Source organism: Paenibacillus sp. FSL H7-0357, assembly GCF_000758525.1.
GTDB lineage: Bacteria > Bacillota > Bacilli > Paenibacillales > Paenibacillaceae > Paenibacillus_AQ.
Map to the genome: position 1 here is coordinate 2,916,635 of NZ_CP009241.1, position 22,727 is coordinate 2,939,361.

A 22,727-nucleotide genomic window follows, 5' to 3' on the forward strand; every position below is an offset into this window, starting at 1 on the left:
CTATGTGCTGCGCAGATGGAACAGGCCGTAGGTTACGGCAGAAACTGCAACCTGCGGCTCGTATTGCCAGGAGGTCTCCTTCCGGCGGCGGTTGTATTGCTCCTGGATCGCCAGCCGCTTCTCTTCGTCCTGTTCTTTGAGCAGCTCCTCATAATAAATGTCTACGATGCTCAGCTCAAGCCGCAGCCTTTCCCGGGCCTCCTCCGCCCAGCTGTAGTCCAGTTTCGCCAGCTGTGAAGTCAAATAAGCCTCCAGCCGGTCGGCCCCGGCGGCAATGGTAAGCTCGGAGGGCTGGACGTGAATGTTCTCCGGCAAGCGGGGAGTTAATTCCCGTGAATTCAGCTTCGTGCCAAAGTCGGCGGCAATGACCCCGCTGGTTAAGGAAATTCCGATAAAATGCAGCTCTTCCCGTTTCAGATCGCAAGTCATCTCTACTTTGTAACAGACGCCTAGCCACGGTTCATAGGCCGCAGAGAACAGTGTCATCCGCTGCCTGTTTCCCGGGTCCTCGAACAGCTGCAGACATTTACCTTCATCACGCGCGGCGGCCCAGATCTGCTTCAGCCGCTTGCTGCCGTATACTATATCCTCGCGGCGGATCATGCCCGGTCCGATCCGCGGCAGTACCGGCACAACGCCAAAGTAGCGGGCGAGAATGCCTTCCTGCGGATCTGCTTCAGCGGGAGCTGCCCCTGCGGATGGCGGCTGCCCGAAACCGGCAGCCGGGCTGTCCGCGCCGGCTTCCATCTCTGCCGCGCCATGGTTGCCTCCTGCGCCCGGCAGAAGCCCGGCCGCAGGGCGGCTTGCCGCACCCCGCTGTGCCCGGGGCGGAGGAGCGGCCTGCGCGGCCAAGCTGTCGTACTTCTCCGGGTCGAAGACGAAGGTGAACGACAGCGTCTCCGGATCGACGCCGGTGCGTTCCACGAACCCCCAATAATAAGGCCGGTCGGTGAGCATCCGGTCGGCGCGCGGTGAGAGCTTCACTGTCACATGCAGCGGAGATACCTCAAGGATCGAACACTCCGTTGCTTCCAGATAATCCATGACATGCTTGCGGACTTGCTGCGGAGAAAGGGTCATCAGGTGGCCTCGCTTTCATTCTGTATGCCTTGGGTCAGCTCGCTGATGGATTCGCCGATGTGGTCGAGTCCGCTGCGCAGCTCCTCGTCGCTGCGGGCTTCAAGCATGATTTTATAAAGGCTTTTCTCCAGTGATTCCTTTTTCTCGAAACGTTCCAGGATCACATCCAAACCGCCGATAACCATCTCGAACATGTTGATTTTCTCATGCAGCAGATGCAGGATATGCTCTTCGATGGTGCCTTTTGTGGAGAGGTTGTAGATGACCACATCGTTCTCCTGGCCCAGACGGTGGACACGGCCGATCCGCTGCTCGACCCGCATCGGGTTCCACGGCAGATCGAAATTGATCATATGGTGGCAGAACTGCAGATTGATGCCCTCACCGCCGGCTTCCGTGGCAATCATCACCTGGGCCCGTCCACGGAAAAGATCCATCATCCAGTCCTTCTTGCCGCGGTTCATCCCGCCGGAGTATGACACACACTGCAGCCCGTGTTCACGGAAGTATTGCAGCAGATACTCCTGCGTGGCGCGGTATTCAGTGAAGACGATAACCTTTTCGTTCATTTCACGGATCAGCTCCATCGTTTTCTCCGCTTTGGTATTCGTCTTGACGGTGCGGATGCTCTGCAGCAGCTCCATCATCCGCTCCCGTTTCGGAGAATCGGCAGGTAGCTTTTTGATTAGGTTCACCAAGGTAATGAATACAGCATCGCGGCTGCTGCATACCTCACGCTGAAGCGTAACCAGAGAGAGCATGCTGCTGAGATTGCCGCCTGATTCCTGATATTGGTCTTTGACAAAGGCGGTAACGCCGTCATATAATACCTTCTCTTCCGGTGAGAGCGTGAGCGGAATATTGCGGACCTTGCGCTTGGTGAAGTTGACCGGGCCCTCGCCGCGGCGGTTGCGGATCATAACTTTGGACAGCTCGCCTCTCAGCTGGACTTCATTCTTCGGCTGGCGTTTGTCCACGACGAAATTAGCGGCAAAATCCCCCTGATTGCCAAGCTGCCCCGGCTTCAGCAGGGTGATCAGGTTGAACAGCTCGCCGAGGTCATTCTGTACAGGAGTGGCGGTGAGCAGCAGGCAGTACTTTTTGCGCAACTGCTGAACGAACTGGTAGTTGGTGGACTTCTTGTTCTTCAGCTTATGGGCCTCGTCGATTATCAGCATGTCGTATTCGCTGCCGAGCAGCAGTTCTTTATGCGGATCACGTTTGGCGGTGTCCATGGAGGCGACCACAATGTCATTTCCCCAGGAATAGGACTTCTTTTGTGCTACGGCAGTAATGCCGAATTTGGCGTTCAGCTCGCGTACCCACTGCAGGACGAGTGAGGCGGGAACCAGAATCAGCACTTTGCTTACCAGTCCGCGTACCAAATATTCCTTAAGCACGAGACCGGCTTCGATCGTTTTGCCGAGTCCGACTTCGTCGGCGAGAATCGCCCGGCCAGACATTTCAAAGAGTACCTTATGAGCGGTATCAAGCTGGTGGGGAAGCGGAGACAGTCCTGACAAATGCTTCAGGCATTGCAGCTCGTCGAAGCTGGTGACAAGGCCCGATTCTTCACCCTGCACGGCAAGCCGGGATAACCTCAGGTCTCCCCAAGGCCCGCCTTTCTCCAGTCTCGACTCCAGATCATGCAGCCAGTTTCGCTCAAAGGATAGGGGAACAGGCAGCAGCGGTACGGGTGTCTTGACCTCTTGCGTCAGGGAATTGCGGGATAATTGCGTCATGTTGCAGCCTCCTCCGGCGCTGTATCATATCGAACTAGCGTAGAAGTAGTATGCGCGTAAAAGAGAGAATTCATAACCTGATATGGATTGCGAAAGAGTTGTGCATATTAAAGATTCACTCACCCGCAGATGAAACTTTTAGTTTCTGATTTAATAAAAAAACGAGCAAGAGTGAGAAAAGGCGTCATGAATGCCGATTTTTCGCCATGGGGCTTCTTATATCGAAAAAGACCTCCGATACAATATGTGGTATAGTTTAAAAGCTGACGCACACAATATATTGTTACAAATGCTTGAAATATTGATTTATCAGAGCATTTGACGGTTATTTGTTATTGACAAGAGGAACTTCCTTTGCACAAGCAGGGCAGCTGGGAGTTTTTGTTGTGGGTCACAAAACGTAAGCCCACATCATGGAACGGAAGATTTACATATCATACATCCGGGAGGTTTTTCTATTGAGTACAGTGAAACGTAAGCAGCGCCTTGAGGGCCTTAGCGAGAAAATATTTTTGGACCGGTATGCGTGGAAGGATGCGGACAGCAATAATGCCAAAGTAGGCGATGTTGTTCTCGTCCTGACCAAAGACGATCCCAAATTCCCTACCAAGGAAGTTGGCGAAATTGTGGAGCGCAGCGGACGGATTGTTACCGTGAAGACACGCAGTGGTGAACTGGTGAAATCGGATGTAGAAAAGCTTACGCTTAATATAGAGAAAACTCCGGAGGAAATGTGGGACCGGCTCGCAGCCGCCATGGCTTCGGTAGAGAAAACGCCTGAGCTTCAGGAAGAATGGACAGGCAAGTTCCGCTCCATTCTCGATGACTGGAAGCTTGTACCGGGCGGCCGGATCGCCGCAGGTGCCGGTGCCAGTGAAGAGCTGACGCTGTTCAACTGTTATGTAGTACCTTCGCCTAAAGACAGCCGCGGCGGAATTATGCAGACACTGTCGGAAATGACCGAGATTATGGCCCGCGGCGGTGGTGTGGGGATTAACCTGTCTTCGCTGCGTCCCCGCCGTGCTATCGTTAGAGGCGTGAACGGATCATCCAGCGGCTCTGTCTCCTGGGGCGGGCTGTTCAGCTATACGACCGGCCTGATTGAGCAGGGCGGCAGCCGCCGTGGCGCGCTGATGCTGATGATCAATGACTGGCACCCGGATGTGGTTGATTTCATTACTGTGAAGCAGACTATGGGTCAAGTGACCAATGCCAACCTTTCAGTATGTGTCAGTAACGCTTTTATGAAAGCTGTTAAAGAGGATCTCGACTGGGAGCTTGTATTCCCGGATACGACTGACCCTGATTATGATACGATTTGGGACGGAGACCTTGATAAATGGAAGGCGGACGGCCGCCGGGTCATTCCTTACCGTACTGTTAAAGCACGCGATGTATGGCATACGATTATTGAATCAGCCTGGAAATCGGCAGAGCCGGGCGTCGTATTCATGGAATACTACAACCAAATGTCCAACAGCTGGTATTTTAATCCGATTATCTGCACCAATCCGTGCGGTGAGCAAGGACTTCCGGGCTGGGGCGTCTGCAACCTGTCCGCCGTCAACCTTTCGAAGTTCTACGATGCGGAGAATCATGATGTGGACTGGGCCGATCTGGCGACGACTACCCGTTATTCTGTTCGTTTCCTGGACAATGTCATTGACAAGACTCCGTATCATTTCCCGGAAAATGAAGCCAACCAGAAGTTGGAACGCCGCGTAGGCCTTGGAACCATGGGTCTGGCTGAGCTGATGATCAAACTGAACATCCGCTACGGCAGTCCTGAATCGCTGGAGTTTCTGGACAAGCTGTACGGCTTTATGGCCCGCGAAGCGTATCTGGCCTCAGCGGAAATTGCCGGCGAGAAGGGTTCGTTCCAGGCGTTTGATACCGACAAATATCTGCAGAGCGGATTTATGAAAAATATCACCGAAGTTTATCCGGAGGTGGGTGAATCCATCCGCAAGCATGGCATGCGCAACGTTACCGTTATTACCCAGGCGCCTACAGGCAGCACAGGTACAATGGTAGGAACTTCGACTGGTATTGAGCCTTATTTTGCCTTCAAATATTTCCGTCAAAGCCGTCTCGGCTACGACGAGCAGTTCGTGCCAATCGCACAGGAATGGCTGGAAGCCCATCCGGGTGAAGAGCTGCCTGATTATTTCGTAACTTCGATGGATTTGTCGGCTAAAGATCACATCCGTGCGCAGGCTGCAATTCAGCGCTGGGTGGACAGCTCGATCTCCAAGACCGCCAACTGCCCGTCAGACTTCACCGTTGAAGAAACTGCCGAGCTGTACGAAATGGCCTTCGATCTGGGCTGCAAAGGTGTAACTATATACCGCGATGGCAGCCGCGATGTGCAAGTGCTGGAAACCACAAAGAAGGAAGACAAGAAAGAGGCTCCGGCAGCGGAAACGGCTGCACCGGAAGCAGTAGAAGCTGCACCGGCCAGCGCAGTTGTGGCAGCGAGCCCTGCACCACAGGCCAATGCCAATGTTGTCGACAAGCAATACAAGAAACGCCCGCAGGTGCTGCGCGGCGCAACCTATAAGATCAACACTCCATTCGGCATGGCGTATATCACCATCAATGACCTGGATGGCATTCCGGCAGAAATCTTCCTGAATGTCGGCAAAGCAGGCTCCGACGTCTTCGCCATGGCGGAAGCATTGGGCCGTGTCTGCTCGCTGTTCCTCCGTTACGGCGACCACGGCGAGAAGGTCGAGCTGCTGATCAAGCATCTCAAGGGCATCGGCGGCTCCGGTGCCATCGGCTTCGGCGCGAACCGCGTCGAGTCCATCGCCGACGCGGTAGCGAAGGCACTGGAAACACATGTGCTGAACAATGCACATGACGACCATGTCCCAGCTCCGATCGCGGCAACGCTGGAGCTGGAGGATTTCAACGAAGCGCTGAACGCCGAGTTGAAAGCGAGCGTACCACCATCTGCGGCAGTAGCGGACGACGGCCACGGCGGCCATGCCGCACACAGCCATGGGGCGGTCTCCCGCGACCTCTGCCCATCCTGCGGCAGCGCCTCGCTGGTTAACATCGAAGGCTGTAAGACCTGCAGCAACTGCGGGTATAGCCGGTGTGGGTAAGAAGTAGGTAGAATGTGTTTGTGTTGTAATTTGTGATTTTTCATTTTAAATGAGAATTGTTTCATTTCACGTGAGAAAAAGTTCATTTTAAACAAGAAAAATCTTCAATATTCACCTAGGTGAATATTTATACATTTAGATGCAGTAAGTTTCACGACTTTACTTTCAAAACCGGCAAGCCATTACTTAGGGTTTACCGGTTCTTTTTCTTGACCCTAATTGTAAACGGAAAGATGTTAATATCCGGATGATACTTACTTAATGGAGACACAATCAGCGCGTTTCGATATGGGAGAATCGTTATTTTGGGACTGCCCTAACGGCCTCCTGTATCGTGAAAGTGATAGAAATCCGCCCGTAAGCTGATTTTTTGGCATATAATGGGGTATGATTAATATCTAATTCTATATGATTGACAGGTGAATACATTGGATAGAAACCCACGCGATAGAGATGATTTCTCACGGTTCCTGGTACATTTAACAAGAGATTATAATAAGGATAATGCGCTCGATAATCTTGTGAATATAATCAAAACACAAACGCTTGAAGCACGGAACCATCATTGTCTGTTTAAATATGATTTCGATAAATTAAATTTTACCAAGAAACTCAAAAATAGCTTTAACACAGTATGTTTTACAGAGGTGCCTTTACATCAAATTAAAAATATTACTGCCGATATAAAACGCCAAATCAAACTAAAACCATATGGGCTGGTCTTTTGGAAAGCTGAACTATTTAATAAGGGAGCAAGTCCTGCTATTTATATCAATTCAACAGGCTCTCAATTAAAAAAATATTTGCTAGATGACTTTCGTAAAAACTTTGAAGATATTAGTAGATATGCAGAGTTAACAATTGAAAAATCTGAATTTCATAAAGAATTAGTTCAATATTATTCTCTAATAAATATCGTTGAACCTAAGCATGACTTTATGTGGGAAAGAGAATGGCGCTACACAGGCAGTTTTAAGTTTCGACTTGTTGATTTAGTTGGAATAATCGCAGAGGATTCTAAATCTTTTCGGGAAAAATGCAAAGCGGAAATAACTTCAGAAAAAATTCTTGCAGACTTAAAAAGAGTTCCTATCATTTCACCTGAATGGGGGTATGAAGAGATGTTCGAGGAACTAGCAATTAAACTGTGGAATAATGCTGGAAAATAGGCCCTCCTATATAAGGGACTGAGTCCGTTTGTGAGAAGGGATCAAAACACATTGCAAGTTTAAGCAGCCAGTCGCAGGACTTCAATCGGCGACTGGTTATTTTGTTTCGTTTGAATTCGGATTGAGTTACAGTAGGTAAAGTAGTCTCGAACGGTCTGTAGAGCGATTGTAGTCGTTGTGCAGGTTAGCCCTTCGAGATAGAACGTTTCAGACTTTAGCGTTGAATGAAATGATTCAATGGGGGCATTTCAAAATTACTGATTTTTGTGTGAAAATTGAAAGTGCTTCCTTTATAAGAGATCACTGTGAGTTCTGGATGATTTAGCAGGATGAAAGACACTTAAATAATTGAGGACCTAATAATTTCACAAGAGGTAACAGATTTATTCAATGTGAATTATACGGTACGCTAAAACTTACACTTTTGAGGTACTGAGATAATCAGCACCTCTTTCCAATTCTCTGATGGAGCAACTTCACCAAAGATACCTTCCTTTTAGTGTTGAGCTGTTCACAAAATCAAGAACATCGACACTAATCCTGAAAGTATACGTATAAATTAATCCTCCGGTATCCTACGCATTCGTAAATCTCTTAAAGCCGCTTTGAATTTCAAAGAGTCGTTTAGTAAAATCTCAAGCAGCTTTAGTCTTAAATAATATAAAGGCAGCTTTCTTTTTCCTTTCTCCGAGCTATTGCGCTTTCCAGTCAATTTGATTCTCAACCATTGGTCCAAATGCTCCCAATCAGGAAAATCTTCGGCTAGATCACTTAATAGACTATCATATAAATTATCAAGCCTTCCTGGCCATCTGCCGCTTAAATCATAGATACGATTAAAGTTTTCAACCCTGGCAATGGCTGTGTCTTCTTTTGATGAAGCTGTTAACTGAACAACGAATTTATCACGTGTCCCGAATCTAATATCTATTTCCATTTCATCAATAGCTTCATGTTTGTACGGGATAAATGCCCTTTGAATCGCCCCCGGTATGGCCGAAGTATCAAGTGGGTCTTGTTGAATCTTGATCCGCTCGTTACAGGCTAAACAAACAGGGATGAGATTATCTGGAAGGATCGCCAAGGCCGGATATTCATGTTTGGGAAAATAATGATCCAAATCGGCAATTAAACTTTGTGAAATGTCTATTTCACAAAGACATGCAGGACATAGTTTAACATTTTCATTTTCTTGCTGGTAACCTTCAAAAAAATAGGAGCGTTTAAAAGGGTGTTTAGAAAACGTTCCGATATGGTCAAAACCTGTCTTATTGAAGATTAGACTGTAGAATGGCACGATAAAACCATTGAGTGCACTTTTAAGTATTGGCGGAAGCTTGGTTGACTGAAAACAGAATGTGGATGTATCGTACTGATCGAAAAAGCAGATATCGTTTCGAAAAGCATCATGCACCTGACTCCGTTCCTGAATAGATAACTCATGGAATAAACCCAAGTATCCTGAAACGACGGGGCCATCTGAACTTTTGCTTTTAGATAGATACCATGAGCCCGCTCCGGTTGGTTTACCCGCGTTAAAGTGCGCAAGAAAATGCTTTTCAACAAATTGCGCATGCTGGACTGAATATTCCAACAATTGGTCCACAAAGTCCAAAACTATATTGAATTCATTATGATATTTTGATTTGTTCATTCGAATCAGCATGAGGTTTCAATCCTTCTCCTCCAGCTCCAATAAACGATTGGAGACACGGAAGTAGTGGTAGCCAGGCCCCAGCATATCTTGCAGTTGTTTAAGCTTGTCATAATTGTTCTCCTCATCAGCCAATCGAAAGGCTTCATCAATCAGTTCTTCAGCATACGATCCGATAATGCCTCCAGTCCCAAAAATTTGCTTGCTGATTTCTCCTAAATTAGCTCCGAAGGTGGAAATACGTGTGGACTTGATTTCTGAACGCGGTTGTCCATTGTCCAAAATCAGCTTAAACTGATAGAGCTGTTTCGGATCAACATCGGTCAAAATCATGGAGGAATGGGTAGCAATAACGACTTCATGGCTGGCGGCAGTGTCTTCTAATGAGATGAATTCGTTTAGATAATTGATAAAATTTACATTCCAAGCTTCGTTCAGATGTACATCAGGCTCGTCCAACAAAAGCAGAATGTTGTCTTCACAGCTCATGAGCAGGAGGATACCTAAATGAGCAAGCCATAAATATTCACCATCACTAAGGTTTTCACTAGTAAATATGACATCAGATCCTTTTAGCTTAAAAGCAAGCTCCGCCTGTTCCAACAGTCCCATGCGTTTGGCATAAATCAGGGATGACAGAAAAGACAATGGTGTCGTCGCTTGACTGATATTTTTGTGAAAGTAGTTGAAATGCGAAAAATTAGGGTCTTGCTCCAAACGAAAAACAGCATTCCTACGATAGTGATGAGTGGAGGACTGTGTAAAAACCTGCTTGATTTCACCGTTAAGCTGAGTGAGTGTTCTGCTTACAAAATCATATAAAGGCAAGGAGCCTGATTCCTGTTCGCTGTAAACTAACTTCATAAATTCCCGCTCTATCGAGCCGCTCTCTTTTCCGAACCTGGATGCAATCTTTCCATCGTTTCCCGAAAGCGAAAAAGAAACTGGAGTAAAGTTCCCGACCAGGTCAAAAAGCTTTTTTCTCTTACGGCAATAGATGCGATTTAGTTCAGGATCGCTGGAGATATCAGAGAAAACGCACAACGTAATAATGACATAAAGTGCAGTTTCACCATTAATAAATAAATAACGAGGATCCTCGTGCAGCCGCTCAATTTTGCTGAGAAGACGGTCCAGTCCTGCCGCGTCTTCAACTTCATGTTGCGGATCAGAGATATAATCAAATACGTCACTGATTAAAGCATCTTCCGGCGTTTGAAGTAAGACGTCATCCAACATATTATTGGGACCTGTAGACTGAGCCAAAATTTTGGTTGGATGATACTCCTGCCTGTCGCTGAACGGATTCGTTTGCATATCTTGATTACTGCCATCAATAGAGTAGGTTAAAGGACCCTCCAAATTCCATACGGAGATCTTCGTTTCTCGGCCACTGAGCATTATAGAATAATCGATTTGAAACCGGAATCCCGGTGACTCGTCCTGCATGATGCGGGTGAAAATGAGGCTGATTACCTCTAGCAGGGCCGATTTGCCGGAGCCGTTCTGCCCGATCAGAAAGCGGCAGGATGCCCGGTATTGTGAATTCGTACTCTCGTGAAAGTCAATCGTGAATTTTTTTAACAATTTATATTCCTCAACATAGATTCGATTCAGTTTCACAAATTTTCACCCTCCATATACGAAATTGCCGGCTGCCAGCGGTGTATACTCAGTGGATTTCCCTGGCGATCGACAACGGTGGTTTCGTCTTCAGCCTCATTAAGGGAGTGTATCCTTATCTCCTTATCTAAGGTGCGTTCCAGAATTCCGAAGGATTCAAAGAGTAAAATGGTCTGGAGCGCCGCTTGTACACCGATGATTTTTTTCGCTGCTTCATGCGCTGCAAGTGGTTGGGGATTTCTGAAAAATCGATTAAGAAGCTTTATCTGCCATTCAGCCAGTTCGTTCAAAAACCAACCAAGGTTTGAATTAATACTTTTGCGTTGCTTTTTCATGAGTTGCTTTCGCTCGTTCTGTCTTATATCCATCATGATCTTATGAGAATCTTCTTCTTTCCAGACAGACTCTTGGGCAGGCGGAGAAGCTTCCATAGGAGCATCGGAAAGTTCCTGATTCGTCGTTTCAGCTATCCAACGTGCCTGATCTATAATTTGATGCAGTTCCTCCGCAATTTGCTCTTCCAAATCAAGTACCTCGCGGAGCAATTGTTGCGGATCTCCAAGAGTCTGAGGCTCCGGCTCAATGTAATTGTAATTTGTCGCGCTCAGAAGATAATTTTCTTTCTCAATTTCTTTAAATGAAGCGAATGTAATGTTCTTTGACTCGACATGCCTGAGCGGGTATGAACGGAAAGGGTATGTCTCGTTTTTGGATTTAAACCATTGATCCGCGTCCTGAGTGCGTCTGCGCCAGGCGGAGAGCAAATTGTGAAAAGTATCTTCCTCCTCTGAATGACGATTTTCTCTTTGAGCGACTTCGTTGGATTCCATTTCATAGAACCAGACATATTTAGTCTCGGTTACATTAGAACTCTTTTTTCGAAATAAAAGGACGGAGGTTTTTAACTGAGTATGAGATTTAAACATCCCGCGCGGCATTGAAACAATACCATCCACTACTGCCATTTCAAATAGGGTTTTCCTTGCTTCTGCATGCATTTCGCTGAAGAAGAAACTTTCCGGCAAAATAATTGCAGCTCTTCCCCCTGGCTTCAACAGCGACAGACTTATCCAAAGAAAAAGAATTTCAGACGTCTGCTTTTGTCTGATATTGAATTTGATTGAGGGTGAAATTTTCAAATTCATTTTCATTGAAAATGGTGGGTTGGTTAGAACAACGCTTGCCTGGGATTCCACGTAGTCTACTCCTTTTTCCAAATAGTTATGATGATCTACTGTCGAAGATGTAAAGCCACTTAAATATAAGTTGGCTTTCGATAATCGAACTGAAAAAGCATTAGTATCTAATCCTTTTAGATGCCTTGTAAAAGGTAAAGAAGCAATCAAAAAGCTTCCAATTCCGCAGGATGGGTCTACTAAAATATCAGATTCCTGAACTTCAGTCATGCGCACTAAAGTATTCGCAAGCCTCTGTGGTGTGAATACAGCCGACCTTTTTTGCTTAGCTATAGTAGAACCAAGAATATCAAAGATGTACCCAAAATCTGCACTACCATTAGTCTCCTCAACAATATCCTCTACTAATTCCATAGCTTCAAACAGCATTTGCATCGGTGCATTCCAATAGAAAGGCCCCGTAAAGCCATGACCGGCTGCATGCTCGATTTGCTTCTTGGCATCCTCGACCAGTTCATTGACAGGGAGGTGTATGGTTCTTTCCTTGACTTTACTCCACGTTATTCCCTTGTGCGATTGAGGAGTATCCAGCACTTTAAATAAAAACAGAAATATAATAATGTCAATGCTTTCTTCCGATCCGCTTATTCCGTTTCGCCACAGCAGATCCATAAGCGCGTTTAATTTTTTTTCTAATATTTTCCTATTCAGTTCAAGCATACTGCTCGTCCTTTCTTAAATGAGGGCTATAAAAAATTGTTTTGAGCGAAATCCAATAACTGAACCAGCCGTTCTTTAGCGAGAGATTGGTTTTGCCGAATCATATTCATAGAATAGACGACGTCAGCATATTCCTTTTGAAGCTCAAACGGCGGCACGGGGACCCTCCATGACTTTAAAAATGAAACAGAGATGCGCCGACGTCCAGTACTGCCAGTCAGGAACTGCGCGGTATACTTGCGGGAGCTTGGGAGAGATAATAATCGGTGTATCCAGAAGGCGTGAGTAACATCAGAGATCGGACGAAGCACTGCAAATTCTCTCGACCCAAAACCAATGTCTTGCACCAGACCAGTAATAACGCAGCCTTTTCCATTTTCTAGACTTGGAGAGCTAGTAGGGAACAGAACATCACCGTTAGCAAAAGAGCTATAACTGCCTTCAAGCATTTCTCTAACTCGTCGATAATCAGATAATAAATATCCCTCTGCCAATAGATCTTCCATTTTAATATAAGGTGCCCACAGGTCATCGGGAACCGAAATGCCTTTTTTGGAGGGATTGATTGCGACTGCATCACTTAATGGTATAATATTGAATCCCTTTGGATTTTGAACCGGATCGCCAAAAAAATGGATGAACATTGCATTAAACGTTTGCTGCATCAAGCTGTCCGACTTTCGCCTCATATCAAGCAGGCAGTTTGCTTTTTGGAATACTTGAACAATTTTCTTTTGTATCGGCAACTTAGGAAGAGTGATGCTCTCATGGTAAAGAAAGCGGTATTCAATTGTTGTCCGGTGTACTGTTTTGTTTCTATCCCAAGAAATCGGATAACGAGAGGAATTAAGAAGTAAATACAGGTAATCTTCATCAATAATATCAGGACGAAGAATAATGACCTTACCCGTACCATCAGGAACATTACCATCCTGATTATATTGGGAAAACCTGCCAATATCTGGTCCGAATAGGTTGATAAGGATATTTCCCGCTTTAATATGTTTGCTTTGCGCTGTTAATTTAGTAATACTAAAAAGCTCATTGAGCGGAATGGGGGATGATGAGACCAAAGCGATCCCTACCTTTCTTTATTACGGAAAACTATGGAAGTAATACCATGTGTATTTTCTCATTTCAAGGAACTTCACGCAATAGGGAATTGAATTGGATTAAACGTGCAATTAAAGGGGGGGGAATGCCTGTGCGAAAGAGAAGGTGGACCAAAGTGATGCCAGTTATATTGGCGGCAATCCTCTGTGTGACTATGTTACCCTTGTCTACTGCTGCGACCAATGAACAAAATTGATAATATTTCAAGCAATTTGGGTTTGACTAGACATAGGTTTTATTTTTACTGGTTCTACAATAAAGTTTTGTTCTCAGAAATTATTATAAGGAAATGCAAGAAATATAAAAAAAGTCCCGATTTGGAGTTTGAACTGTGACCCGTAAGATGGAAACTTTGAAAAAAGTGACCCTCTTATGGGTCATTTGTGTTTTAATCGAAATAGCGAAATAGCGGAGGAAGCCTTCATGAATAATAAAACAAGAGGAAGCTCAAAAATATTCAACGAAAAAGAGATTAAACTACTAGAGAACAATCCAAATGTAGAGAACGTGACGGAAAAGAGTATCACCTATTCGTCAACGTTTAAGTTGGCTGCGGTTAAGGCCTATAAGGAGGGTCAAACTCCAATGGAAATCTTCCTTAGTGCGGGATTTGACGTAGATATTATCGGTCGCAAGAAGCCTAAGCATTGCCTAACCCGTTGGCGTAATACGTACAATGCTCTGGGAGATGCTGGATTACTAGAGGAACAACGAGGAAAGGGATCCCCGGGCAGACGACCAGCTGGAGAACTTTCTATCGAGGAAAAGTTCAAACGTGCAGAGGCACGAATCAAGCTTTTGGAGATGGAGAACGATTTTTTAAAAAAGCTAGAGGCGCTCGAAAAGCAGAAGATGCAGAGGGAACATTGACACCCTCCGAGCGCTTTGAAATTATTAACCAAACGATACGTAAGCACGGTTTGCAGCGAGTGACGCGTTATTTGCGCAGGCTAGCCAGTGTGAGCTTAAGCGGATATTACCGTTGGCAAGCTGTTGAGGAAGCCAGACAGTTGCGAGAGGAAGCGGACGAGCGTGACGCTTTCCTCATCAAGAAACACTATGATGCTTTAAATGGTAGAGCAGGAGCATTGGTCGTGAAGATGAGGCTGGAACGGGAGAACGGTATCATCATGAATCATAAGAAAATTCGAAGATTAATGCGAAAATATAAGCTCATTGCTACGATCCGGCAAGCCAATCCCTATCGGAAGATGGCAAAAACCACACAAGAGCACCAAACGTGTCCCAACTTACTCAAGCGTCAGTTTGACCAAAGAGAGCCCGAGAAAGTGCTACTGACGGATATTACCTATATGCATTATGGCGATGGACAATGTGCTTATTTATCCGTGGTGAAAGACGGGGCTACGAGACAGATTCTAGCTCACTACCTCTCTTCGTCATTGGCCATGCCAATTGTAGAACGAACACTGGAGAAACTACTTGAACGACTGGATGGCAATATTCATCCAGAAGCTCTGTTACACTCGGATCAAGGAATGCACTATACTCATCCTAGATTCCGCCTTCTCGTACACAAAGCTGGGTTTACACAGTCCATGTCACGGAAAGGAAACTGCTGGGATAACGCCGCCATCGAGAGCTTCTTTGGCCATATGAAGGATGATTTGGAGTACAAGTCATGTATGACTCTCGTGGAATTACGAACAAGGGTGGATGACTATATCGCCTACTATAACTCCGAGCGATATCAATGGGCATTAAAAAAAATGACTCCCGATGAATTCAGGAGTCACCTATTAACCGCTTCTTAAAGGTCTTCTTTTTTAAACTTTCCACAAATACGGTCACAGTTCAGTTTCCTATATCGGGACTTTTTGATTGTAAATTATTTTCGGCATTTGTTGACATGATATCAAATATCTGATCTTATCAATCCCAGTAGGACAGCAAATCCGTGACCTAAATGAACGGCCCTAGTCTTGATTTTATCTCGGACGATGGATTTTTTATTGTTTTAAGGCTTGTATCGCTTTACAAAATGTCAAAATAACATTAATAAAAATATCGGAAATCTAGATAAACAAATGGAAGTACATAACCTCGGCACTAGGCATAGGCGAATTGGAGAATAACCAAGAAAAAGCCAAATCGTTTTCACTGCTTTCAATAGGCGGCAAAAATGACTTGGCTATTTGTCCTGAATTTTATTAGCTTAATCTTGCTGTTTTGTATAGGCCATTAAATTAAGCAATCTTGAAGAAACTCGAATTCATCTTATTATGTTTGCTTATAATCACTTTTTCATGCGCGTATGCTTTTTCTTTTTGCTCGCAATCTTTTTATTGTAAGCCATCTTTTCTTTAGCAAACGGATGTTTAGAAAGTACAAAGTCTTGGAAAGCTATTTGATGGTCGTATTCATTTAGAATAGGAACGAATATAGGATTGGATTCTAGGCTGTTAAAGAACACTTTCATAGTGTGTGGCTCTATTAAGAATCTCTTGAAGTCTTCAATGGAGGGGTGCTTGGAAGACCACAAGGTTGATCTGGAAAATGTCTTTTTTTTATTGTTGATAATTGAGTACCCTTCGATATCAGGTGAAGTAAAAAACTTACCAATTGATGAAATATCGGTGATGAAGACACCATTTATTTCTGCACCGGTAAATTCAAAGATATTCAGACAGAGTATTTTAATTACTTTTTTGTGGGTAGGAGGGAGTTCGGGAAGAGTAACGCTTGAGTACTCTTTAATCTTTTCCCATTCTTTTATAATTATTTTTTCTCTGCGATTAAGCTGTTTAATTCCATAGTTTATGGTATCGCTCCGTTGTTTAAGTTCTTTGTCCGAGAAGGTTTTTTTAATACATTTCATTTCCATAAGAATCAAATAATCTTCAAATGTAGCTAAAAAATCAAATTCAACCCTCAAACCGTCATAGGCATCAAACTCAATATTATTAGTATTTACATTAATATGGGGGTTATTAGATAGGAGTGTACGTATGATTTCTTCAAAATGTTTGCCTTTTTGTGAGATCTCTATATTCCACAATGCAAGTTGTTGCTCCACCAAGCGAGAAACATTTATTTGCAAAACTAATGCTGGAGCGAAAATAATATTGTTATTACCAACATATACGAGTGGTTGAGAAAACAAATCCAATTTGGAATTGGGTTTAAATACAAACAAATCTAAAATTTCCTCTGCTTTCTTTTCTGGATACTCGTATAAATATTGAAAGTGACGATTTAATAGTTCAAGAGGAATAACAGGTGAAAGATTCTTATGGTCTTTTTTATTATTGATATCAAAGTTAACTGTTTTTTTTCTAAAGAGGAATGCAAGAATATAAAGATATTTAATTCCGTTAAAAATATCATTTATTGAAATATCCTTACTCAAGCCAACTTTTATATCCTGAAACCAAAAATCTATGGAGTATTCCAGGTAAAATGCTTGAGCCTCAATAAATATTGATAGGTCTTTTTCAATTTTAAAAAAGGAATGTTTATCAATTGAAAAAAGTGAATTGATATCCGTAAAATTAACATTATGAGAAATACCGGTAATTGCTTCTGATATAGAATTAATTGAAATGCGATTTCGTACAAGTTTATTTTGAGACTGCATAAAGGCCATATACTTATATCGTTCAATTGCACTTCGGTAAATTTTATATTGCCTTTCATTAGGCGGGACAAAATAATGGATGATTTCACTTTCCTCGCCCCGTACTAATTTCATTTCCCACCCACTATATTTAACTTTCTCCCAAACAAATTCCAATACATTTCTGTGTTGAGTCAAAAAGCTAACTAATTCAATACCAGGGCAACTATAAGGTGAAACTATAGTACTTTCATCTAGTGGTACTGGGTGTTCTATTTCTTTCTTTGATCTGAAATATAAATATCTGAATAAAGTATCTGCCATTTCGATTCCAGCTTCTAAGTCATCATGAATAGAGAATTTGCCTCGACCTTCTTTTTTCATTGAAGCTATGTCAGATTCCAGACCAGTATATAATCCTTCTTTTTTTATTTTTTCAGATAATAAATTATTTGAAAATTGCGCGTGCTTTTCAAGCATTATACAAAATACTTGTATTTGTTGGATTAATGGTAGCTTAAAAAATTCATATTTAACAAGTTCACTGGTGTTTTTTTTATTGTGATCGGCGATGATAAGTATTGTTTTTGCTAAATTAGTGCATATCTCCTTGAAAGGTGCAGCCTCATTACTTAGCATCTCTGAAGAAGACATTGCTTTTTCAGCTAAGTTACACGCCCCGATAAAAACACCAATAATTTCCTTCCTTTTTTCAAAATTAAAATCTAAAGGGTCAGGTAAACAACCAGATAGCAAAACAGTATTCCTAAACTTATTTGGGCTAGTTATGTACAAAGTGCTAATTATTAACGCGGATTGCTTATAATCTTTAGACTCTAAGGATTGCTTTAAAACATCTGCATTAAAATCAGAATAATCAATGTCATCGATTGTCATATAAAAACTCCTCTTTGTTGAGATCAAAATTCTAAACTTTAAGTAGAGTGGGTTACGTAGGGTTGTTGATACTATTTAAACGAGCAATCTTAATTAATTCTAAAAGTTTTGCCATTTCACTCAATTCAATTGAATGCATTAACAGAATTGATTCAAGTGCTGTCTTTACTGAAGAAATTAAAAAAGTTATAGAAAACGATACTACAAGTAATGCCAAAGCCATCGCCATCTTTTCTTCTATCCTACTTCCGCTGCTAATAAGTACTGCTACAGATTCACTCCATACGGGAAAGGCTATAACTGCTGTCAAAGTAACGGGCCACCACTTTTTTGCTGTTAAAGAGTTACTCGAGTTTTTATAGTATTCAATAAGAGTATCAATGTCTATGTTTTGAAAGTCTGGCTCTAAGAGCTTATCGTTTAATTTGTCACTTCTGTAAGCCCTAAGAAAATTTTGTTTATTAGTGCGTTTGAAAAATGATTTTTTGAGCAGAGGTGAATAGTCCGGATAATGTATGAGGGCATAATTAATTGAGAGATAATCAGAAATACGCGTGAAAACAAATGAAAGAATGACTCCAAGTGTAATGAAAAGTGAAACACTATTAATTTCCATTCCCATCAGTTGACCGAAGGCCCCGACTAATATTGATAAAATACTTAGCAGAGTAAGTAATAAGAAAACTTTGGATTTTCCAGTAATCCAAATATGGTTTTCTGTTAACTCGTTTTTAAAGTAATTAAATAGTTTTGCTTCTTTAATCAGAAAATTTGTTGAGAGAGAACTCATAAAATCACTCCAATTTAATGTGTTGATATTGATACGGTTGGCATTGTAAATTAGTTCCATTGTTTAAATAGATGAAATATAGAATCCTAATTAAAAAGCAGACAGATAGTTGGTTTTGCTGTGGTATAATATGTAAAACTGAATTTTAGCGAGAATTCTAACAAGAGAGTTGTCGAAGTTTGGATTATCAAACCAATGTCCCTTCGTTCTTGTATACCCCTCGAAAGACTATAATACATCCACCAGTAGAAACGAGAATACAAGAACTTCTTTTTCAAAATTATCATGGGAAGATTTCGAAAACTATGCTTAAGATTGGTCCAAACTGAGTCGAATATTATTCATTGTCAGTTATAAAGTGGAAGAGGGCAAGATCAAGCCGGAATTGATATCTATGCCAGAGAGAAAGTAACAAATACTTACAAAGTATATCAATTCAAACGGGCGCAGAAGTTCAATCCTGCGAAGAATAAAGAAGCTGTTGATGAATTTGTTGTGAATGAATGGTCCGAGAAATCGAAAACGTTTATTCTATGCACTTCTGAAAGTATGACTGGCACAGAGAAAGCGGACGAACTCGAGCGTTGAAGCTTATAGTGAATCACAGGATATGGATAGATTAATGGTGTTGAAGAAGTTGTTCACTACACAAAAAATAATGGACTTGTTGATAATACTGATGTCTCTCCGTTCTCAACTTCCTTAGATACCTTAAACATACCAACAATTGAAGTTTTAAACCCTGAAGCCAAGGATATTTATTGGATTGAAGTGCTAAAAAAATTGGCTGATCTTGTTATAAAGCATTTTTATTTTTAAAATAGCTAGTTTATAGCTCTGGTACATAGGAGGAGTATTATGTTCAACAGTGACGTTCCTATAAAAGGTGAAGCTGAAGACGCATTAGGAAGATCTGCTTTTGCTCATTCTTTAGGAGAAGCATTTCTTAGATATAAGAACCCTGAAAGTTTTGTAGTTGGACTATATGGAGATTGGGGGACTGGAAAAACATCAATCATTAATCTTTGTTTAGAACACATTGAAAACCAACAAGCAGACCTACAAAAGAAGATGATATTGCTTAAATTTAATCCGTGGAATTACTCTGACCAAAATCAATTAATTCAACAATTTTTTAATGAAATGATAGCAGTAATCAAAAAAAGGACTATTGCAGAAAAGACAAAAATAGTAACACAAAAGTTATTATCTTATTCAGCATTATTGAAACCACTGAAATATTTTCCGGTAGTTAGGCAGTATTCAGAACTGACCTCTGATATAGCAGAAGCTTTGAAGCAAGAGCCTAAAGAATTATCGGAACTAAAAAGTGAAATCAATGAGCTATTATTGAAATTGGAAGTAAAGGTACTGGTAATAATTGATGATGTTGATAGGCTTAATAAACAAGAAATAAAACAAATATTCCAATTAATAAAGTCTTTGGGGGATTTTAATAATACTGCGTACTTAGTTGCATTTGATAAAAATGTTATAGTGACTGCTCTGGAAGAGGTCCAAGGAGGTTCAGGTATTGAATATCTCGAAAAAATTATCCAAGTCCCCTTTGTAATTCCTGCTGTAAGTGAAAGTGAATTAGAACAAATATTATTCAAAAAATTAAACAGTATCATTGGAGATATTCCAGAAGAATCCTTTGATACGACATACTGGGGAAACGTCTATATAGGAGGAATCAGACAATTTATAAGAAACATTCGTGATATCAACAGACTTTGTAACGTACTTTCATTTAGTTTTGAAATGATTAAAGATGATGTGAATCTTGTGGATTTAATTAGTATTGTCACAATTCAAGTGTTTCTTCCTGATCTTTATCGGCAGATAAGAGAAAATAAAGGATTATTTATTGAAACCATAGACTTTTATTGGAATATAGAATACAAGAAAGATGAAATGAAAAAGAAATATGACGAAATCATTGCCTCTTCTACAATCCAGGAAAAGATGGATGATCTTTTGAAAAGAATTTTCCCGAGAATTGAAGAGGTCTTGGGAGGGACGAGTTATTCCGGTTTTGAAAGAACCTGGAGGAAGCAAAAGAGAATTTGTAGTCCGGAGTTTTTTGATAACTATTTTAGATTATCATTATCGAAAGGAGATTTATCCAGTCAAATAATTAAAGAGGCAATCTATGAAAAGAGTATTAATGAAGATGAATTTCGGATTTTTGCTCGAAGTCTAATTAATGACAATCGAATTTATAGATTTCTTGAAAAAATCTTGGATATTGTTGAGGAAGTACCTATCGAAAACATCAGAACAATTACTTCGGTTTTATTAGATTTAGGGGATAGTATTCCTGAGAAATTAGATATCTTAGGTTTGCCTGATTCGGGCTTTAGATTATCCAAGGCGCTTTATCATTTGTTTTGGCGTTTTGATGTTCTTGAGAAAAGAGAAAATATTATATCAGAAGTCATTCAATCATGTAACAATAGCATTTACTCCCCTGTACGATTTTTAAGTCTTTTACGTAAGGAATATGGAATTGAGGGGACCCCTCCAATTTCAAAAGAAAAACAAACAATGTCTGAGGAGAAGCTTCTTAAAGCTGAGGAATTATTGCTCATAAACATTATACAGTGGTCAAAAGAAAGAAGACTTATAGAACATAATAAGTTTGCTTCTATATTATATACTTGGAGACGATATGGAGAGAAAGAGTTACTTGAAGAATATATAAAAAATATAAATAATAACGATAAAGATATAATTCTCTTTATTTCTCATTTTGTAAGCGAAGGAACGGCGTCCTCCCTTGGAGACCATGCTGGGCGTAAAATTTGGAATATTAATAAAAAAAATTTAAGTGAATTTTTCGATTTAGATGAACTCACGGAGCGAGTCAGTGACTTAAAAGAGAGTTTACTATATACAGAATTAGATGCGGAAGAAAAACGGGCAATAAAGCTGTTCCTACAAAAGAAGAACGATGATTGATTTTGACTAGGAAGTGGAGGAACCCACTCAATAGACATTAATAGAACGATAAGTCATTAGGTACCAGTTTGCCACTTGTGCAACGCAATTAGTGTTATGATTGTTATTACTGGTTGTGTATCTGATTAAAATTACTGAGAATATTTTCGATAATTTAAGTGCTGTATATTATGCATGAATGCTGTATAAACCACAAAAGCGTTTTTTCTCGCTTAAAATGAAATATTGGAGGGATTCTAACTGGTTGAACTAAATTTTCTCATTTGAAATGAAACAGCATCCCTTATTATATAAGGGTTTTCTAACAGTAAATTCTCATTTAAAATGAAAAATCACAATTGTTCTGATGGATCATAAAAGCTCAAAAAACTCCACGACTCATGCGAAAAGTGAATAAAAATTAACTCCCCTGCCTACAGAAACTAATATTCTGTAGGCTTTTTATTCAGATTCCCTATATATGATAAAGCGAAAACCAACATCTTGCGAATTGGATATCTACTTCATTAAGCTACCCTGAATATCATTAACGCTGGACACTCAAAAATAGCAATATGAAACTAAGCGCGGCTGACTTGTTTTTTTAAAAGCTGAGCCTTCATTTTGTATGAGGTGGATGGATGTTATGAAGCAGAGGGGGTGGATATTGTAACGGTAAAGCCTAGCTTTTCAAGCCTACGCACAGATTGTTTGACGATCATCTCTTGCTGCCTCGCCTCAAAATAATGGACCCCAAATCACGGTAATCTTCACCGCGAGTTAATAGATAATAAGCAATTGTCATCATGGAATGGGCCACTGCTATTGCAGCTCTGTGTTTCCCCTTGCGCGCTGCAATGCGTCGGGCGATCCCTGGAATGGTGTCCAGCCGGTCCAGTTGTTCCTGAAAAAGGTCGAGCCGTTTTGCTAAAGCATATCCCGGCTGGAAATCCCAGCGTTCTTGGATTAAATTTCGGCGACTAACGGATGGGTTCGCGACACCATAGCTTAACGACCTTCCTCGCCGACCGTAAGAATAGTATAGAACGTCGACACGAAATTTTCATCATCTGTGGTGCCGCGAAGCGCGGCATGGGGGGCTAACGGGCAGTTTAGTGTAGCTGTGGGAACAGAAAATGGCGCCATTTTAGTAGCGCCAGATTTTTAAAGCTA

At 41.9% G+C, this 22,727-nt stretch carries 13 protein-coding genes and 1 pseudogene; 5 read left to right on the forward strand and 9 right to left on the reverse strand.

Annotated elements, in window-relative coordinates:
• Window positions 1–1,080, reverse strand: coding sequence for a YqhG family protein (locus H70357_RS12625; RefSeq protein WP_038589728.1), 1,080 nt, complete (start codon window positions 1,078–1,080; stop codon window positions 1–3).
• On the reverse strand, window positions 1,080–2,822 hold the full coding sequence (locus H70357_RS12630; protein ID WP_038589729.1) for a DEAD/DEAH box helicase: 1,743 nt from the start codon (window positions 2,820–2,822) through the stop codon (window positions 1,080–1,082). The genes H70357_RS12625 and H70357_RS12630 overlap by 1 nt, the downstream gene beginning before the upstream one ends.
• Window positions 2,823–3,235: 413 nt before the next feature.
• On the opposite strand from H70357_RS12630, the gene H70357_RS12635 reads away from it, so the two are divergent.
• Window positions 3,236–5,932 (forward strand): adenosylcobalamin-dependent ribonucleoside-diphosphate reductase, encoded by a 2,697-nt coding sequence (locus H70357_RS12635; protein ID WP_442950462.1) that lies wholly within the window; start codon window positions 3,236–3,238, stop codon window positions 5,930–5,932.
• A 428-nt stretch (window positions 5,933–6,360) separates the two neighbouring features.
• Entirely contained in the window at window positions 6,361–7,101 is a 741-nt protein-coding gene (locus tag H70357_RS12640; RefSeq protein WP_038589731.1) for an abortive infection system antitoxin AbiGi family protein, read from the forward strand.
• 59 nt (window positions 7,102–7,160) lie between these two features.
• Here the strand turns inward: H70357_RS12640 and H70357_RS35220 are convergent.
• From H70357_RS35220 to H70357_RS12660, 5 genes and pseudogenes are all read right to left on the reverse strand, one after another.
• Window positions 7,161–7,349 (reverse strand): annotated as a pseudogene (locus H70357_RS35220) (IS3 family transposase); the annotation flags it as partial.
• A 311-nt stretch (window positions 7,350–7,660) separates the two neighbouring features.
• Complete coding sequence (locus H70357_RS12645; protein ID WP_038589734.1) at window positions 7,661–8,767, reverse strand: hypothetical protein; 1,107 nt, start codon at window positions 8,765–8,767, stop codon at window positions 7,661–7,663.
• 6 nt (window positions 8,768–8,773) lie between these two features.
• Window positions 8,774–10,378 (reverse strand): AAA family ATPase, encoded by a 1,605-nt coding sequence (locus tag H70357_RS12650; protein ID WP_038589735.1) that lies wholly within the window; start codon window positions 10,376–10,378, stop codon window positions 8,774–8,776.
• Window positions 10,375–12,234 carry an HsdM family class I SAM-dependent methyltransferase gene (locus H70357_RS12655; protein WP_038589736.1) on the reverse strand — a complete coding sequence of 620 codons (1,860 nt, stop codon included), beginning with the start codon at window positions 12,232–12,234 and terminating at the stop codon, window positions 10,375–10,377. Before H70357_RS12655 ends, H70357_RS12650 begins: the two co-directional genes overlap by 4 nt.
• A 26-nt stretch (window positions 12,235–12,260) precedes the next feature.
• Window positions 12,261–13,307, reverse strand: coding sequence for a restriction endonuclease subunit S (locus H70357_RS12660; protein WP_038589737.1), 1,047 nt, complete (start codon window positions 13,305–13,307; stop codon window positions 12,261–12,263).
• 463 nt (window positions 13,308–13,770) lie between these two features.
• Here H70357_RS12660 and H70357_RS36620 point away from each other — a divergent pair, with 463 nt between their 5' ends.
• Window positions 13,771–14,217, forward strand: coding sequence for an HTH domain-containing protein (locus tag H70357_RS36620; protein WP_038587473.1), 447 nt, complete (start codon window positions 13,771–13,773; stop codon window positions 14,215–14,217).
• A complete protein-coding gene (locus tag H70357_RS35225) occupies window positions 14,214–15,122 on the forward strand; it encodes an IS3 family transposase (protein ID WP_231578421.1) in 909 nt (302 codons plus the stop codon). The genes H70357_RS36620 and H70357_RS35225 overlap by 4 nt, the downstream gene beginning before the upstream one ends.
• A 482-nt stretch (window positions 15,123–15,604) precedes the next feature.
• Here the strand turns inward: H70357_RS35225 and H70357_RS12675 are convergent, their stop codons facing one another.
• Window positions 15,605–17,821: a hypothetical protein gene (locus tag H70357_RS12675; RefSeq protein WP_038589738.1), complete on the reverse strand. Its 2,217-nt coding sequence runs from the start codon at window positions 17,819–17,821 to the stop codon at window positions 15,605–15,607.
• 52 nt (window positions 17,822–17,873) lie between these two features.
• Window positions 17,874–18,611 carry a hypothetical protein gene (locus H70357_RS12680; RefSeq protein WP_038589739.1) on the reverse strand — a complete coding sequence of 246 codons (738 nt, stop codon included), beginning with the start codon at window positions 18,609–18,611 and terminating at the stop codon, window positions 17,874–17,876.
• Between the two features lie 858 nt (window positions 18,612–19,469).
• On the opposite strand from H70357_RS12680, the gene H70357_RS12685 reads away from it, so the two are divergent.
• Window positions 19,470–21,575, forward strand: a complete 2,106-nt coding sequence (locus tag H70357_RS12685; protein ID WP_038589740.1) for a KAP family P-loop NTPase fold protein — start codon at window positions 19,470–19,472, stop codon at window positions 21,573–21,575.
• Window positions 21,576–22,727: the final 1,152 nt, after the last annotated feature.